The following is a 15,371-nucleotide window of genomic DNA, read 5'->3' as shown; positions in this document are numbered from 1 at the left end:
ATCGCCGCCGTCAGCGACGTCTTGCCATGGTCCACATGCCCGATCGTGCCAATGTTGCAGTGCGGCTTCGTCCGCTCGAATTTCGCCTTCGCCATCTTTGTCGTTCCCGATCGGGGGTTTCGTTACCAGCGGTAGTGGCTGAAAGCCTTGTTGGCTTCGGCCATCCGGTGCGTGTCCTCGCGCTTCTTCACGGCTGCGCCACGGTTGTTCGCCGCGTCCATCAGCTCGCCGGAGAGGCGTTCCTCCATGGTGTTTTCGCCGCGCTTGCGCGCGGATTCGATCAGCCAGCGGATCGCCAGCGCCTGGCGACGCTCCGGCCGGACCTCGACCGGCACCTGGTATGTCGCGCCGCCGACACGGCGGCTGCGGACCTCGACAGCCGGCTTCACGTTGTCCATCGCCTCGTGGAACAGGCGCAGCGGGTCGCTGTTCGGGCCGCCGCGCTTCTTCAGCGTGTCCATCGCAGCATAGACGATCCGCTCGGCGGTGCTCTTCTTGCCGTCATACATGAGCACATTCATGAAGCGGCTCAGCACGACGTCGCCGAACTTCGGATCGGGCAGGACCTCGCGCTTCTCGGCGCGGTGACGACGGGACATCTCTCAGATCCTCACTTCGGGCGCTTCGCGCCGTAGAGCGAGCGGCGCTGGCGGCGCTTGGCGATGCCCTGGGTGTCGAGCACGCCGCGCAGGATGTGGTAGCGCACACCCGGAAGGTCCTTCACGCGGCCGCCGCGGATCAGGACGACCGAGTGCTCCTGCAGGTTGTGGCCTTCGCCGGGGATGTAGCTGACGACCTCGAAGCCGTTCGTCAGGCGCACCTTCGCGACCTTGCGAAGCGCCGAGTTCGGCTTCTTCGGCGTGGTCGTGTAGACGCGCGTGCAGACGCCGCGCTTCTGCGGGCTGCCCTTCAGTGCCGGAACCTTGTTCCGGGCCGGCTTCGTCTCACGCCCCTTGGCGATGAGCTGGTTGATCGTCGGCATGACGCCCCTTCGTAACCATCCAATCCCCACCGCCGGCCTTGCCAAAGACCAAGGCCCGGATCGCGCGGTTCTCCGCGCCCTCCGGGCGTCCGTCTCGCTGCCGGCCTCAGCCCCGTCTTGCTCTGGGGCGGCGCCGGCGGCGCAGCGTTGTGGACCAAAACCTGACAGGGCTCCCGTCGCCGGGGCCCTGCCGAGGGGCGGCTATCTACGCCCCGCCCCCGTGTGAGTCAAGCGCATCAGGCACCGATTCCGTTGGCGCGACGATGCCGCCAGGAAAAGAGGCCGGCCCTCGCGAGGTCCGGCCTCCGCTCGTCAGGCCATGCGGGCCTATTCCGCCGCGTGCGGCTCCGGCAGGGCCGGCGCGTTGCTCGGCAGCCGCCCCTTGTCGCGCTGCACCGCGAGCGCCCGCAGGCGGTTCATGACCGAGCCCGTGCCCGCCGGGATCAGCCGCCCGACGATCACGTTCTCTTTCAGGCCCGCCAGATAGTCCACCTTGCCCGCCGTCGCGGCCTCGGTCAGCACGCGCGTCGTCTCCTGGAAGGAGGCGGCGGAGATGAACGACGTCGTCTGCAGCGAGGCCTTGGTGATGCCCTGCAGCACCGGCTCGGCCACCGCCGGCCGCTCGCCAGCCGCGATCCGCTTCTCGTTCTCGATCTCGAACTCGATGCGGTCCACCTGCTCGCCGATCAGGTAGGTGGTGTCGCCAGGGTCGGTGACCTCCACCTTCTGCAGCATCTGCCGGACGATGACCTCGATGTGCTTGTCGTTGATCTTCACGCCCTGCAGCCGATAGACCTCCTGGATCTGCTCCACGAGGTAATCGGCCAGCTTCTCGACACCAAGCACGCGCAGGATGTCGTGCGGCACGCGCGGCCCGTCCACGAGCGGGTCGCCCTTCTTGACGTAGTCGCCCTCCTGCACCGAGACGTGCTTGCCCTTCGGCACCAGGTACTCGCGCGGGGCAGGCTGCTCGTCGCCCACCGGCTCGGGCACAACGAGGATGCGGCGCTTCGCCTTGTAGTCCTTGCCGAACTCCACGCGGCCGTCGATCTCGCTGATGATTGCGTGATCCTTCGGGCGCCGCGCCTCGAACAGCTCGGCCACGCGCGGCAGGCCGCCCGTGATGTCGCGCGTCTTGGACGATTCGCGCGGCAGGCGCGCAAGCACGTCGCCGGCTGCGACCGCCGCGCCGTTCTCCACGGAGAGGATGGTGCCGGGCGTGAGGAAATAGATCGCCTCGGTCCCGTTCTCGCGCTTCACGACGTTGTTCTTCTCGTCGCGCAGGATCAGGCGCGGCCGCAGGTCCGCGGCCTTGCCCGGCGCCTTGTACTCCACGACTTCCTTGAAGGAGAGGCCGGTCACCTCGTCCTGGCGGTCCACCAGGGTGACGTTCTCGATCAGGTCGGCGAACTCCACCTTGCCCGCGCGCTCCGTGATGATGGGCAGGGTGAAGGGATCCCACTCGGCGAGCTTCTGCCCGCGCGTGACGGCCATCCCGTCCTCCGCGAGCAGGCGCGCGCCATAAGGCACGCGCTGGCGCGAACGTTCACGCCCCTGGCCGTCCACGAGCACGATCTCGCAGTTGCGCGACATCACGATCGGCTGGCTCTGGCTGTTCGTGACCACCACACGGTTGATCACCTTGATGGTGCCGTCGCCCGCCGCTTCGACCGCGGACTGCTCGGCACCTCGCTGCGCCGCGCCACCGATGTGGAAGGTGCGCATCGTGAGCTGCGTGCCCGGCTCGCCGATCGACTGAGCGGCGATGACGCCGACAGCCTCGCCGATGTTCACCGGCGTGCCACGCGCAAGGTCGCGACCGTAGCAGCGCCCGCACACGCCCTGGCGCGAATCGCAGGTCAGCACGGAGCGGATCTTCACCTGCTCCACGCCGGCCTTCTCGATGCGCTCCGCGTCCACTTCCTCGATCAGCGTGTTGCGCGCGACCAGAACCTCGCCGGTCGCGGGGTCGATCACATCCTCCTGCGCCGTCCGGCCGAGGATGCGTTCGGAGAGCGAGGACACCACCTCGGCGCCGTCCATCGCCGCGGCCACGGTAAGGCCGCGCTCGGTGCCGCAATCCTGCTCGACGATGATGCAATCCTGCGCCACGTCCACGAGACGCCGCGTCAGGTATCCCGAGTTCGCGGTCTTCAGCGCCGTGTCCGCGAGGCCCTTGCGGGCGCCGTGGGTGGAGTTGAAGTACTCGAGGACCGAGAGGCCTTCCTTGAAGTTCGCGATGATCGGCTGCTCGATGATCTCGCCCGAGGGCTTCGCCATCAGGCCGCGCATGCCGGCGAGCTGGCGCATCTGCGCAGGCGAGCCGCGCGCGCCGGAATGCGACATCATCCAGACGGAGTTGGTCGGCTTGCCGATCTCCTGCTTCTGGATCTCCTTCATCATCGCAGCCGCCACCTCGTCGGTGCAGCGCGACCAGGCGTCGACCACCTTGTTGTAGCGCTCGCCCGCGGTGATGAGGCCGTCGAGGTACTGCTGCTCGAACTCCTTCACCTCCTCCTTCGTCTTGGCGATCAGGGCAGCCTTGCTTTCAGGCACCACCATGTCGTCCTTGCCAAAGGAGATCCCGGCCTTCGCCGCCTGGCGGAAGCCGAGGCCCATCAGGCGGTCGGCGAAGATCACGCTCTCCTTCTGCCCGCAGTGGCGATACACCGCGTCGATCACGTCGGAGACGTTCTTCTTCGTCAACAGCCGGTTCACGAGGCTGTAGGGAAGCTGGGGATGCAGGGGCAGCAGCGCCCCGATCATCATCCGGCCCGGCGTGGTGACGACGCGCTCGGTAACCACCGTGCCGTCTGGCTTCATCGCCTGGCGCCGGGCGCGGATCTTGCTGTGGAGCGTGATCGTGCCGGCAGACAGCGCCTGCTCGATCTCGCCCATCGAGGCGAAGGCCGGCGTGTCCTTCTCCTCGGTCGCCAGGAACTCCGGCGTCTCGAGGCTGAGGTAGTAGATCCCGAGCACGATGTCCTGCGACGGCACGATGATCGGCTTGCCGTTCGCCGGGCTGAGGATGTTGTTCGTGGACATCATCAGCACGCGCGCCTCGAGCTGCGCTTCCAGCGACAGCGGCACGTGCACGGCCATCTGGTCGCCGTCGAAGTCCGCGTTGAAGGCGGTGCAGACCAGCGGATGCAGCTGGATCGCCTTGCCCTCGATCAGAACCGGCTCGAAGGCCTGGATGCCGAGGCGGTGGAGCGTCGGCGCGCGGTTGAGCAGCACCGGATGCTCGCGGATCACCTCCTCGAGGATGTCCCAGACCTCCGGCCGCTCCTTCTCCACCATCCGCTTTGCGGCCTTGATGGTGGTGGCGTGCCCGTACTTCTCGAGCTTCGAGTAGATGAACGGCTTGAAGAGCTCGAGCGCCATCTTCTTCGGCAGCCCGCACTGGTGCAGCTTCAGCTCGGGGCCCACCACGATCACCGAACGGCCCGAATAGTCCACGCGCTTGCCGAGAAGGTTCTGGCGGAAGCGCCCCTGCTTGCCCTTCAGCATGTCCGAGAGCGACTTCAGCGGACGCTTGTTTGCGCCCGTGATGGCGCGCCCGCGCCGGCCGTTGTCGAACAGCGCGTCCACCGCCTCCTGCAGCATGCGCTTCTCGTTGCGCACGATGATGTCGGGCGCGCGCAGCTCGATCAGCCGCTTGAGGCGGTTGTTGCGGTTGATGACGCGCCGGTAGAGGTCATTGAGGTCGGAGGTCGCGAAGCGCCCGCCATCGAGCGGCACCAGCGGGCGCAGCTCGGGCGGGATCACCGGGATCACGTCCAGGATCATCCACTGCGGATGCGCGCCCGACTCCGCGAAGGACTCGATCAGCTTGAGGCGCTTCACGAGCTTCTTGCGCTTCGCCTCGGAGGTCGTCTCCTTCAGCTCCGCGCGCAGCTTCGCCGCTTCCTGCTGCAGGTCGATCCCGCCGAGCATCTGCTTGACGGCCTCGGCGCCAATACCGACCGAGAAGGCGTCCTCGCCGAACTCGTCGAGCTTCTGCTGGTACTGGTCCTCGTTCAACAGCTGATGGAGCTTGAGGTCCGTCAGCCCGGGCTCGAGCACCACGTAGTTCTCGAAGTAGAGGACCTTCTCAAGCTCCTTCAGGCTCATGTCCACCATGAGCCCGACGCGGCTGGGCAGCGACTTCAGGAACCAGATATGCGCGACCGGGGAGGCGAGCTCGATATGCCCCATGCGCTCGCGGCGCACCTTGGCGAGCGTCACCTCGACGCCGCACTTCTCACAGATGATGCCGCGGAACTTCATCCGCTTGTACTTGCCGCACAGGCACTCGTAGTCCTTGATTGGACCGAAGATGCGCGCGCAGAACAGCCCGTCCCGCTCCGGCTTGAAGGTGCGGTAGTTGATGGTCTCGGGCTTCTTGATCTCGCCGTAGGACCAGGACCGGATCTGCTCGGGCGAGGCGATCGTGATCTTGATCTGGTCGAAGGTCATCGCCTGGCCGGTCTGGCCCAGGATCTTCATCAGCTCGTTCATGCGGTCCTCGTGGATGAGGCCGCCGCCGTGGGCGCGCCACGGCGGCTGAGCGTTTCGAAAGGGGCGGAGCGCCGGCGCATCAGACCGGGCGGTTCTCCAGATCGACGTTGAGGCCGAGCGACTTCAGTTCCTTCACCAGCACGTTGAAGGATTCCGGGATGCCCGCCTCGAAGGTGTCCTGGTCGCGCACGATCGCCTCATAGACCTTGGTGCGGCCGGAGACGTCGTCCGACTTCACCGTCAGCATCTCCTGCAGGGTGTAGGCGGCGCCATAGGCCTCGAGCGCCCAGACCTCCATCTCGCCGAAGCGCTGGCCGCCGAACTGCGCCTTGCCGCCCAGCGGCTGCTGGGTGACGAGCGAGTAGGGGCCTATCGAGCGCGCGTGAATCTTGTCGTCCACCAGGTGGTGCAGCTTCAGCATGTAGATGTAGCCGACCGTCACCTTGCGCTCGAACCGTTCGCCGGTGCGGCCGTCATAGAGCCAGACCTGCCCCGAGGGATCGAGGCCTGCCTTCTCGAGCATCGCCTCGATGTCCGCCATGCGCGCGCCGTCGAAGACCGGCGTGGCGATCGGGATGCCCTTCTTCAGGTTCTCGCCGAGTTCCACGAGCTGCTCGTCCGTCATCGGCGCGATGTCGCGGGCGAAGATCTCCTCGCCATAGACATCGCGCAGCTTGTCCTCGAGCTCGGAGCGCCGCGCACCGCGATGGCGGTATTCCTCCACCAGCTCGCCGACCTGCCGGCCTAGGCTCGCGCAGGCCCAACCGAGATGGGTCTCCAGGATCTGACCCACATTCATGCGCGAGGGCACGCCGAGCGGGTTCAGCACCAGGTCCACATGGCTGCCGTCCTCGAGGAAGGGCATGTCCTCGATCGGCACCACGCGGGAGACCACGCCCTTGTTGCCGTGTCGGCCGGCCATCTTGTCGCCGGGCTGCAGCTTGCGCTTCACAGCCACGAAGACCTTGACCATCTTCATGACGCCGGGCGGCAGCTCGTCGCCGCGCTGCAGCTTCTCGACCTTGGACTCGAAGCGCTTCTGCAGGCGCTCGACGGCGGCGTCGAACTCGCGCTTCAGCGCCTCGATCTCGGCCATCGCAGCGTCGTCGGCCACGCCGATCTGCCGCCAGGTCGCCTTGGCGAACTGGTCGAGAACCTCGTCGGTGATGACCGTGCCCGCCTTGATGCCCTTGAAGCCGCCCGAGGCCTTGCGGTTCAGCAGCCGCTCGCGCAGGCGCGAATAGAAGGACCGCTCCTGGATCGCCTTCTCGTCGTCGCGGTCCTTGGCCAGCCGCTCGATCTCCGCGCGCTCGATCGCCATGGCGCGCTCGTCCTTGTCCACGCCGCGGCGGGAGAAGACGCGCACATCCACCACCGTGCCCGAGACGCCGGGCGGCAGCTTCAGCGAGGTGTCGCGCACGTCGGACGCCTTCTCGCCGAAGATCGCGCGCAGAAGCTTCTCCTCGGGCGTCATCGGGCTTTCGCCCTTGGGCGTCACTTTGCCGACCAGGATGTCGCCCGGGTTCACCTCCGCGCCGATATAGACGATGCCGGCCTCGTCGAGGTTGCGGAGCGCCTCCTCGCCGACATTGGGGATGTCGCGGGTGATCTCCTCCTGGCCCAGCTTGGTGTCGCGGGCCATGACCTCGAACTCCTCGATGTGGATCGAGGTGAAGACGTCATCCTTCGCGATGCGCTCGCTGATCAGGATGCTGTCCTCGAAGTTGTAGCCGTTCCAGGGCATGAAGGCGACGAGCACGTTCCGCCCCAGCGCCAGCTCGCCAAGTTCGGTGGATGGACCGTCCGCGATGATGTCCCCGGCCATCACCGCATCCCCCACCTTCACGAGCGGGCGCTGGTTGATGCAGGTGCTCTGGTTGGAACGCTGGAACTTGCGCAGGCGGTAGATGTCCACGCCGCGGGTCGTCCCGTCCTCGCCGGTCGCGCGCACCACGATGCGCGCGCCGTCGATCGAATCCACCACGCCGTCGCGTCGGGCCACGATCGTCGCGCCCGAATCCCGCGCCACCGCGGCTTCCATGCCCGTGCCCACCAGCGGCGCATCGGCGCGGATCAGCGGCACCGCCTGGCGCTGCATGTTCGAGCCCATCAGCGCGCGGTTGGCGTCGTCGTTCTCGAGGAACGGAATCAGCGCCGCAGCGACGGAGACGAGCTGCTTCGGCGAGACGTCGATCGCCGTCACCTCCTCGGGCTTCACCAGCCGGAAATCGCCACCCTGGCGCACCGAGACGAGCTCGTCCTTGAAGGCGCCGCTCTCGTCCACATTGGCGTCGGCCTGCGCGACGACCAGCCGCTCCTCCTCCATGGCGGAGAGATAGCGCGGCTCGCCCACGATCTTGCCGTCCTTCACCAGCCGGTACGGCGTCTCGATGAAGCCGTACTTGTTCACCTTGGCGAAGGTGGCGAGCGAGTTGATAAGGCCGATGTTCGGACCTTCCGGCGTCTCGATCGGGCAGATGCGGCCGTAATGCGTCGGGTGCACGTCGCGCACCTCGAAGCCCGCGCGCTCGCGCGTCAGGCCGCCGGGACCCAGCGCCGAGAGGCGGCGCTTGTGCGTCACCTCCGACAGCGGGTTGGTCTGGTCCATGAACTGGCTGAGCTGCGAGGAGCCGAAGAACTCGCGCACCGCCGCCGCCGCCGGCTTCGCGTTGATCAGGTCATGCGGCATGACGGTGTCGATATCGACCGACCCCATGCGCTCCTTGATCGCGCGCTCCATGCGCAGCAGCCCGACGCGGTACTGGTTCTCCATCAGCTCGCCGACCGAGCGCACCCGGCGGTTGCCGAGGTTGTCGATGTCGTCGATCTGGCCGCGCCCGTCCTTGAGGTCCATCAGCACGCGCAGCGTGGCCACGATGTCCTGCTTGCGCAGCGTGCGGACGTGGTCCGGCACCTCCTCGGTGGAGAAACCGAGGCGCATGTTCATCTTCACGCGGCCGACAGCCGAAAGGTCGTAGCGCTCGGGGTCGAAGAAGAGGCCCTTGAACAGCGCCTCCGCGGTCTCCGGCGTCGGCGGCTCGCCCGGGCGCATGACCCGGTAGATGTCCATCAGCGCCTCGTCGCGGTTGGTGTTCTTGTCCACCGCGAGGGTGTTGCGGATCCACGGACCCACCGACTGGTCGATGGCGAGCGTCGGCAGCCGGTCGAGACCCGCCGCCTCGATCGCAGCGAGCTTGGGCTCGGTCAGCTCGTCGCCGGCCTCGGCCCAGATCTCGCCGGTCTGCATGTCCACGAGGTCCTCAGCCACGAAGCGGCCGAGCAGGTCGGCGCGGCCGACCAGAACCTCGGTCGTCCCGGCCTCGGCGATCTTGCGCGCGCTGCGCGGCGTCAGCTTCGCGTCCTTCTCGGCGACCACGAGGCCCGTCTTCGCATCCACCAGCGGCTCGGCGAGCTTCACGCCGCGGAAGGCCTCGGGGTCGAAGGCGCGCGACCAGCCCTTGGGCCCGCGCGAGAACACCACCTGGCCGTAGAAGGCGTTGAGGATCTCCTCGGCGTCCATGCCGCGGATCTCGTGCGGCTCGAGCTCACGCCCCTCCGCCGCCGCCTGGGCGCGCAACGCCTCGGTCCGCTCGGAATCGAGCGCGAGCAGCAGCGTCGTGGTCGGCAGCTTGCGCTTGCGGTCGATGCGGACGTAGCAGATGTCCTTGGCGTCGAACTCGAAGTCGAGCCAGGAGCCGCGATAGGGGATCACGCGCGCGGCGAAGAGATACTTGCCGCTGCTGTGCGTCTTGCCCTTGTCGTGGTCGAAGAACACGCCCGGGGAGCGGTGCATCTGGGAGACGATGACGCGCTCGGTGCCGTTGATGATGAAGGTGCCGTTGTCCGTCATGAGCGGCATGTCGCCCATGTAGACATCCTGCTCCTTGATGTCGCGGACGGAACGGCTGCCCGTATCCTCGTCCACATCCCACACGATCAGGCGCAGGCGCACCTTGAGCGGCGCGGCGAAGGTCAGGCCGCGCTGGATGCATTCCTCGACGTCATACTTCGGCTCCTCGAGCTCGTACTGCACGAACTCGAGCCGGCCGCGCCCGGCGAAGTCGTCGATCGGGAAGACGGATTTGAACACCTCCTGCAGCCCGGCATGCAGGCGGGCGTCGGGGCTGACTTCCATCTGCAGGAAGGCTTCGTAGGAAGCCCGCTGCACGTCGATGAGGTTCGGCATCGGCGCGACCTCGGGGAGACGCCCGAAGCTCTTGCGGATCCGCTTGCGCCCGGTGAACGACTTCGTGATAGCGTTCATGCCTGTCCTGCTTCCCTCTCTGCCCCGGCCCGAACACCCCGGCCGGCGGGGAACTCACCTGTCGCCGTATCCGGCAACGCAGGAACGGGCGGCGATGCCGGACCCTTCCGGCAACCCCACCCGCACCGTTCCGAACTGTTCCCCCATCCCCGCCCGTCGCCGGACGGGGACGGAGGGCGAGATCACTTGATCTCGACCTTGGCGCCGTTCTCTTCCAGCACCTTCTTGATCTTCTCCGCCTCGTCCTTCGAGACGCCTTCCTTCACGGTCTTGGGCGCGCCCTCGACCAGATCCTTGGCCTCCTTCAGGCCGAGGCCGGTGATGGTGCGGATCTCCTTGATCACGTTGATCTTCTTGTCGCCGGCGGCGGCGAGGATCACGGTGAACTCGGTCTGCGCCTCGGCGGCGGGGGCGGCGGCGGCCGCGCCAGCAGCCGGGGCCGCGGCCACGGCGACGGGCGCCGCGGCGGAGACGCCCCACTTCTCCTCCAGCATCTTGGAGAGCTCGGCGGCCTCCAGGACGGTCAGGGACGACAGCTCGTCCACCAGCTTCGCGAGATCGGCCATGTCTGAATGCTCCTTGATCTAATGGCTTGACTTCGGTTGTGCAACTCCCCCGTCGCCGCCCGCCTCAACCTGCGGGCGAAACGCGCCGGGGGCACTGTTCCATCGGCCCTCAGGCCGCCTGGGCCTCGTCCTTCTTGGCGTAAGCCGAAAGGACCCGCGCCACCTGCCCGCCGGGGGCCTGGAGCACGCCCGCGATGCGCGTCGCCGGGGTCTGGATGAGACCCACGAGCTGCGCCCGCAGCGTTTCCAGGGACGGCAGCTCGGCCAGCGCCTTCACGCCTTCGGCGTTCAGCGTCTGGGTGCCGAGCGCACCGCCCAGGACGACGAACTTGTCGTTCGTCTTGGCGAACTCGACCGCGGTCTTCGCCACCGCCACCGGATCCTTCGACCACGCAAGCGCGGTCGGACCCTTCAGCAGCGGCTTGACGCCGTCGAACCGGGTGCCTTCGAGGGCGAGGGTGGCCAAGCGGTTCTTCGCGACCTTGTACGTCGCGCCCGCCGCGCGCATCCGCCGCCGCAGATCGCTCACATCCGCGACCGTCAGCCCCTTGTTCTGGGCGACGAGCACGAAGGAGGTCTCCGCGAAGACGGCCGCGAGGGAGGCGACGAACTCACGCTTCTCCGTGCGGTCCACTCCACGTCTCCGTCGGTGGCCGAGGCCTTTTGGAAGGGCTCCGGCCGGTTCACTCGGGGGTGCCGGGGCCCCTGCCCCGCACCCCGGTTCGCCTGTCAGGCCGGAACACCAAGTCAAGCCACCCCGGGCCCGGCCCGGGGAAGCATCGCCGTGGTACCCCGTCTCTCCCCTGCCCGGCACGATGCCGAATCAAGGCCCCGAAGGACCGCAGGAGGTCTCCGACAGGTTCGGGCAAGGGCCTCGGCCCCCGCCCTGCCCGCCCGCCCCCGCAAGGGGGCCGGGCGTATCTCGTCAGCCGCCCGCCGCGAGCGAGGCGACATCCACCTTCACGCCGGGGCCCATGGTCGAGGACACCGCGACCTTCTTGACGTAGGTGCCCTTCGCGCCGGCCGGCTTGGCGCGCTGGATGGCCTCGACGAAGGCGCGCGCATTGGCGAGCAGCTGGTCCTCGCCGAAGGAGGCCTTGCCGATGCCGGCATGCACGATGCCGGCCTTCTCGGCGCGGAACTCCACCTGGCCGGCCTTGGCGGCGGTGACCGCCCCCTTCACGTCCATCGTCACGGTGCCGAGCTTGGGGTTCGGCATCAGGCCGCGGGGGCCGAGAACCTTACCGAGGCGGCCGACCAGGGCCATCATGTCCGGCGTGGCAATGCAGCGGTCGAACGCGATCTCGCCGGCCTGGACCTTCTCGGCCAGGTCGTCGGCGCCCACCACATCGGCGCCGGCGGCCTTGGCTTCCTCGGCCTTCGCACCGCGGGCAAAAACGCCCACGCGCACCGTCTTGCCCGTGCCGTGCGGCAGGCCGACCACGCCGCGGACCATCTGGTCGGCATGGCGGGGGTCGATGCCGAGGTTCATCGAGATCTCGATCGTCTCGTCGAACTTGGCCTTCGCGTTGGTCTTGGCGAGCTTCACCGCCTCTTCCAGCGCGTAGGCCTTCTCGCGGTCGAAGCCGCTGTAGATCGCCTTGAGGCGCTTGCCCTGCTTCGCCATGGATTCAGCCCTCCACCACGGTCAGGCCCATGGAGCGCGCGGAGCCCGCGAGCATCCGCACCGCCGCGTCCACGTCGTTCGCGTTCATGTGCTGCATCTTGGTCTTGGCGATCTCGACCAGCTGCGACTTCGTGACGCGGCCGACCGGGGCCGACTTGCCCGGCGCGGTGGAGCCCTTCTCGAGCTTCGCGGCCTTGAGCAGGAAGTAGGTGTTGGGCGGCGTCTTCGTCACGAAGGAGAAGGTGCGGTCGGTGTACGCCGTGATGACGACGGGCGTGGGCGTGCCCGGCTCCATCTGCTGCGTCGCCGCGTTGAACTCCTTCACGAACTGCATGATGTTCAGGCCGCGCTGGCCGAGCGCGGGCCCGACGGGCGGCGACGGGTTCGCCTTGCCGGCCGGGATCTGCAGTTTGATGTAGCCTGCGATCTTCTTCGCCACTGTGGCAGTCCTCTGCTGTTGCCAGAGGCCCGCGGTCCGTGCGGGCCCGAAGGCCCTCCCGCGTTCCCTGAAACGCCGAAGGCCGGGGAGGAAGCCCCGGCCGGCCGGCGAGGGGCGGCGTGTAGCGGGTGCGCCGGCGCTTGTCCAGGGGGGTATCGCGCAGGCTGAATGCCCTGCCCGCCAGGGCCATCGCCCGCCCCGACCGTGATGCCCCGCAGGCTTTCCTGGTGCGCCATGCCTGCCGCCCTTTCGGCGTGACAGGTTCCGAGGGCCTTTCGGCTCTCGGCGGGTCCAGGGCAGCGCCCTGGCCGGGGTCAGGGGGCGGAGCCCCCGGTCACGCCCCTACCCCGCTGCCTCGAGCCGCCGCAGCCCCGCGGCGAGGCTGCGCTGATGCAGCTCGGCTTCCGAGATCCAGGCCTCGAGGATCTGCGCCCGTTCCGGATCGCCGTCGCGCAGCGCGATGACCACGTCCTTGAGGCAGCGCGAAAGGGCATCGAGCAGGGCACGGTCGCGCGCGGTGCGGGCCGGAGGTGGCCCGGAATCGGCGGGGATGTGCAGCAGCTCGCCGTAACGGTCCGTCTGGGTGCCGGGCCATGCCTCGAACATCGCGGGCCAACCGGGCATGCGGCGGAACTCCAGGTGGCGGGCCTCCCCCATGCGGCAGAGTTTGAGCTTCACATGCGGCCAGGCGTGCTCGGGCGTGGCGAGGCCGTGGAGGGAGAGGTCGAGGTGCCGGTACTCCTCCCCGCTGCCGGGCAGGATCTCGTCGAGCCGGACCCGCGCGGCCCGGACGGGGCCGCTGCGGAAGGCGTCGGGCTCGTCCGGCGCGGCGGGGCGCGAGGCTGAGGCAGGCGGTCGCAGGCTCGGGCGGACGAGGCTGACGCGCAGGCGGATCTGGCCATCGCGATGGTCGCGCCCGTCTGAGAGGATGGTCACGCGCCCCGGGGTCTCGGTGTCGCTGGTCACCTCCACCTGCTCGGGGGCGATGCGGCGAGCGGTGGCGATCTCGATCTGCCAGGCCTCGCCGGCGGGCCATGGGAAGGTCAGTTCGGCGTCGTGGCCGAGCCAATGGGCGGTGCCGGCGCCCTCGGCGCCGGCGCCTCCTGGCGTCGCGGGCCGCGGCGCGGCCTGGGCGGGCAGCGCCGGGCGCCAGAGGGACCAGATCTGCTCGATTAGCCGATCGGCGCCGTTGACGGCGTGGAAGCGCCCGGCCGCGGCGGCGGAAGCGGCGCAGAGCCGCTCGCGTTCGGCGAGGAAGCGGTCGAAGGCGGCGGCAAGCGCCTCGGGGGAATGCTCCGGCACGGTGAGAGCGCCGGCGTTCCACTCCTCGGCCTCGCGGGAAAGCCAAGTGTCGCGCGGGACGATGAGCGGCACGCCCAGGCTGATCGCCTCCCACACGACGCCGGAGGATTTCGCGGCATAGGCCGCGGGGTCGTGGGTGCAGAACAGCGCATCAGCGCTTTCGAGCAGGGCCTCGTAGGCCGGGCGGTCCAGCCGCGCGGTGTGAAGGTGGATGTTGCCGCGGCGCGCGGCGATGGCGGCGAGGTTCTGAAGGGCGGTGGCGGCGGGCCCCCAGGCGGTGGCCCTGTTGGCATGGATCACGAAGTCCCAGCCGGGATGCGCGGCGGCGAGCGCCTCGGCAAGGGCGGGCAGCAGCAGGACGCCCTTGTCGGATTTGGCATCTCCCACGAAGAGCAGGCAGGCCGGTCGGGCGCCGGCCGGCCGCGGTCCCGACCGTCGCGGCGCGAGCGGGACGGGATACGGCGCCACGGGCCGGCCGAGCATGGCCGTGAAGTCGCGCGCGATCTGCGCGCCGGCGGCGAAGAGGTGGATCTCCGCGCCCGGTTCCTCGGCCTTGCGCAGGCCGAGCCGGTAGAAGAGCGCGGTGAGCGGGTCGCCCGGCCTGCTGCCCTGGCCGGCGGGGAAGAGAAGATGGAGCAGGAAGAGCGGCGCGCGGGCGGCGTCGAAGCCCTTCATCCACGTGGCGTAGCCGAGAAGATGGTTCTCGTTCAGCGTCGGCGCGAGCACCGCATCCCCGGCGCGCAGCGTGTCGGGTGGCAGGGTGGCGAGGTCGGCGGCCAGCGCCTCGTTGAACAGGCGGAAATCGTCGTAGCGGCCGGTGACGGGGTCGCTGGAGGCGGTGCCGTAGGTCGTGAAGGTGAACCAGGGCAGAACGGGGATGCTGGCGGCGTTGTCCGAGGGGAAGTCGCGATGGGCGATGATGCGGACGCCCTCCCCCCGCGCCTGCGCGGCACGCGCGATGGCGAGATCCCATTCGAGATGGTGGCCGTGCTCGCGGTCGAGGTTGGGGTCGAGGAGGAGGAGGGGCATGGCGGACTCAGATGGCGTTCGGCCGAAGGCGGACGATCTGCTCGTCTCCGCCGGTCGTTGACCTTGTCACGCCAGCAGGAAAGGAGATAGTGAACCTCGGTTCGCGCAGGGGGTGCTGCTCTTGCGTGCTATGGCGGATGTCGGAGAGCCCATTGACGTCGCTGGAGCCGGCTCGAAGGTTCTGCCTGTTCACCAGCGCCGGCGCACGCAACCTGGTTCGGACGTGGACCCGTCAAGGGCAGGAGCGGTCGTTCGATCTTGTCGTCGCATACTATGATGACGATGAGGCCGAATTCGAAGCGCTGGAGAAGTTGTCCGATCGGTGCTTCCGGATCAAGGGCGGCAAGTATCAGAACCTCTGGAACCTTTGGCGTCGTGGAGACTTGGCGATCTCGGCGTACGATTACGTCTGGGTTGCGGATGACGACATGCAGATTGCGCCCGAGGATATCGAGCGCTGCTTCGCGATAGCGGAACGATTCGGGTTTTGGGTTTCCAGCCCGTCCCACGATCCCAAGGGCAAGATCTCCAATCCCTTCATGGTTCGGGATAATAGCGGACAGGATATTAGGCCGCGTGGACAAACTGGCGCTTGGGGGGATTCCCAGCCGGGGCCGGACGTGATTCCAAGCTGATCTCTGGCATGGAGATTGGCGTTGATC

General features: G+C 68.3%; 11 protein-coding genes. 1 reads left to right on the top strand and 10 read right to left on the bottom strand.

Translation table 11 applies throughout. The features are described 5' to 3' along the window. The 10 genes from FHS88_RS19980 to FHS88_RS19935 form a co-directional block, all read right to left on the bottom strand. Positions 1-95, bottom strand: a 95-nt coding sequence (locus FHS88_RS19980; protein WP_155888827.1) for a GTP-binding protein, incomplete at its 3' end; no start/stop codon positions are given. A gap of 27 nt (positions 96-122) precedes the next feature. Then, entirely contained in the window at positions 123-599 is a 477-nt protein-coding gene (rpsG, locus tag FHS88_RS19975) for a 30S ribosomal protein S7 (RefSeq protein WP_184487259.1), read from the bottom strand. 11 nt (positions 600-610) lie between these two features. Next, complete coding sequence (rpsL, locus tag FHS88_RS19970; protein ID WP_137127375.1) at positions 611-982, bottom strand: 30S ribosomal protein S12; 372 nt, start codon at positions 980-982, stop codon at positions 611-613. A gap of 327 nt (positions 983-1,309) precedes the next feature. Continuing rightward, positions 1,310-5,482 carry a DNA-directed RNA polymerase subunit beta' gene (rpoC, locus tag FHS88_RS19965; RefSeq protein WP_184487258.1) on the bottom strand — a complete coding sequence of 1,391 codons (4,173 nt, stop codon included), beginning with the start codon at positions 5,480-5,482 and terminating at the stop codon, positions 1,310-1,312. A gap of 79 nt (positions 5,483-5,561) precedes the next feature. Beyond that, positions 5,562-9,746: a DNA-directed RNA polymerase subunit beta gene (gene rpoB / locus FHS88_RS19960; protein WP_184487257.1), complete on the bottom strand. Its 4,185-nt coding sequence runs from the start codon at positions 9,744-9,746 to the stop codon at positions 5,562-5,564. A 182-nt stretch (positions 9,747-9,928) separates the two neighbouring features. Continuing rightward, positions 9,929-10,312 carry a 50S ribosomal protein L7/L12 gene (gene rplL / locus FHS88_RS19955; RefSeq protein WP_184487256.1) on the bottom strand — a complete coding sequence of 128 codons (384 nt, stop codon included), beginning with the start codon at positions 10,310-10,312 and terminating at the stop codon, positions 9,929-9,931. Positions 10,313-10,421: 109 nt separating this feature from the next. Continuing rightward, entirely contained in the window at positions 10,422-10,946 is a 525-nt protein-coding gene (gene rplJ, locus FHS88_RS19950) for a 50S ribosomal protein L10 (protein WP_184487255.1), read from the bottom strand. Between the two features lie 291 nt (positions 10,947-11,237). Beyond that, positions 11,238-11,939, bottom strand: a complete 702-nt coding sequence (gene rplA, locus FHS88_RS19945; RefSeq protein WP_184487254.1) for a 50S ribosomal protein L1 — start codon at positions 11,937-11,939, stop codon at positions 11,238-11,240. Positions 11,940-11,943: 4 nt separating this feature from the next. Then, complete coding sequence (rplK, locus tag FHS88_RS19940; RefSeq protein ID WP_184487253.1) at positions 11,944-12,378, bottom strand: 50S ribosomal protein L11; 435 nt, start codon at positions 12,376-12,378, stop codon at positions 11,944-11,946. A 342-nt stretch (positions 12,379-12,720) separates the two neighbouring features. Further along, positions 12,721-14,709, bottom strand: a complete 1,989-nt coding sequence (locus tag FHS88_RS19935; RefSeq protein ID WP_184487252.1) for a glycosyltransferase — start codon at positions 14,707-14,709, stop codon at positions 12,721-12,723. 152 nt (positions 14,710-14,861) lie between these two features. On the opposite strand from FHS88_RS19935, the gene FHS88_RS19930 reads away from it, so the two are divergent. Next, positions 14,862-15,344 (top strand): DUF707 domain-containing protein, encoded by a 483-nt coding sequence (locus FHS88_RS19930; RefSeq protein ID WP_184487251.1) that lies wholly within the window; start codon positions 14,862-14,864, stop codon positions 15,342-15,344. Positions 15,345-15,371: the final 27 nt, after the last annotated feature.

It is taken from the genome of Neoroseomonas alkaliterrae, from assembly GCF_014199195.1.
In the GTDB taxonomy this organism is placed as follows: domain Bacteria; phylum Pseudomonadota; class Alphaproteobacteria; order Acetobacterales; family Acetobacteraceae; genus Neoroseomonas; species Neoroseomonas alkaliterrae.
Note: the sequence above shows the minus strand (reverse complement) of the source record. Positions and strands in the feature narration are given on the sequence as shown.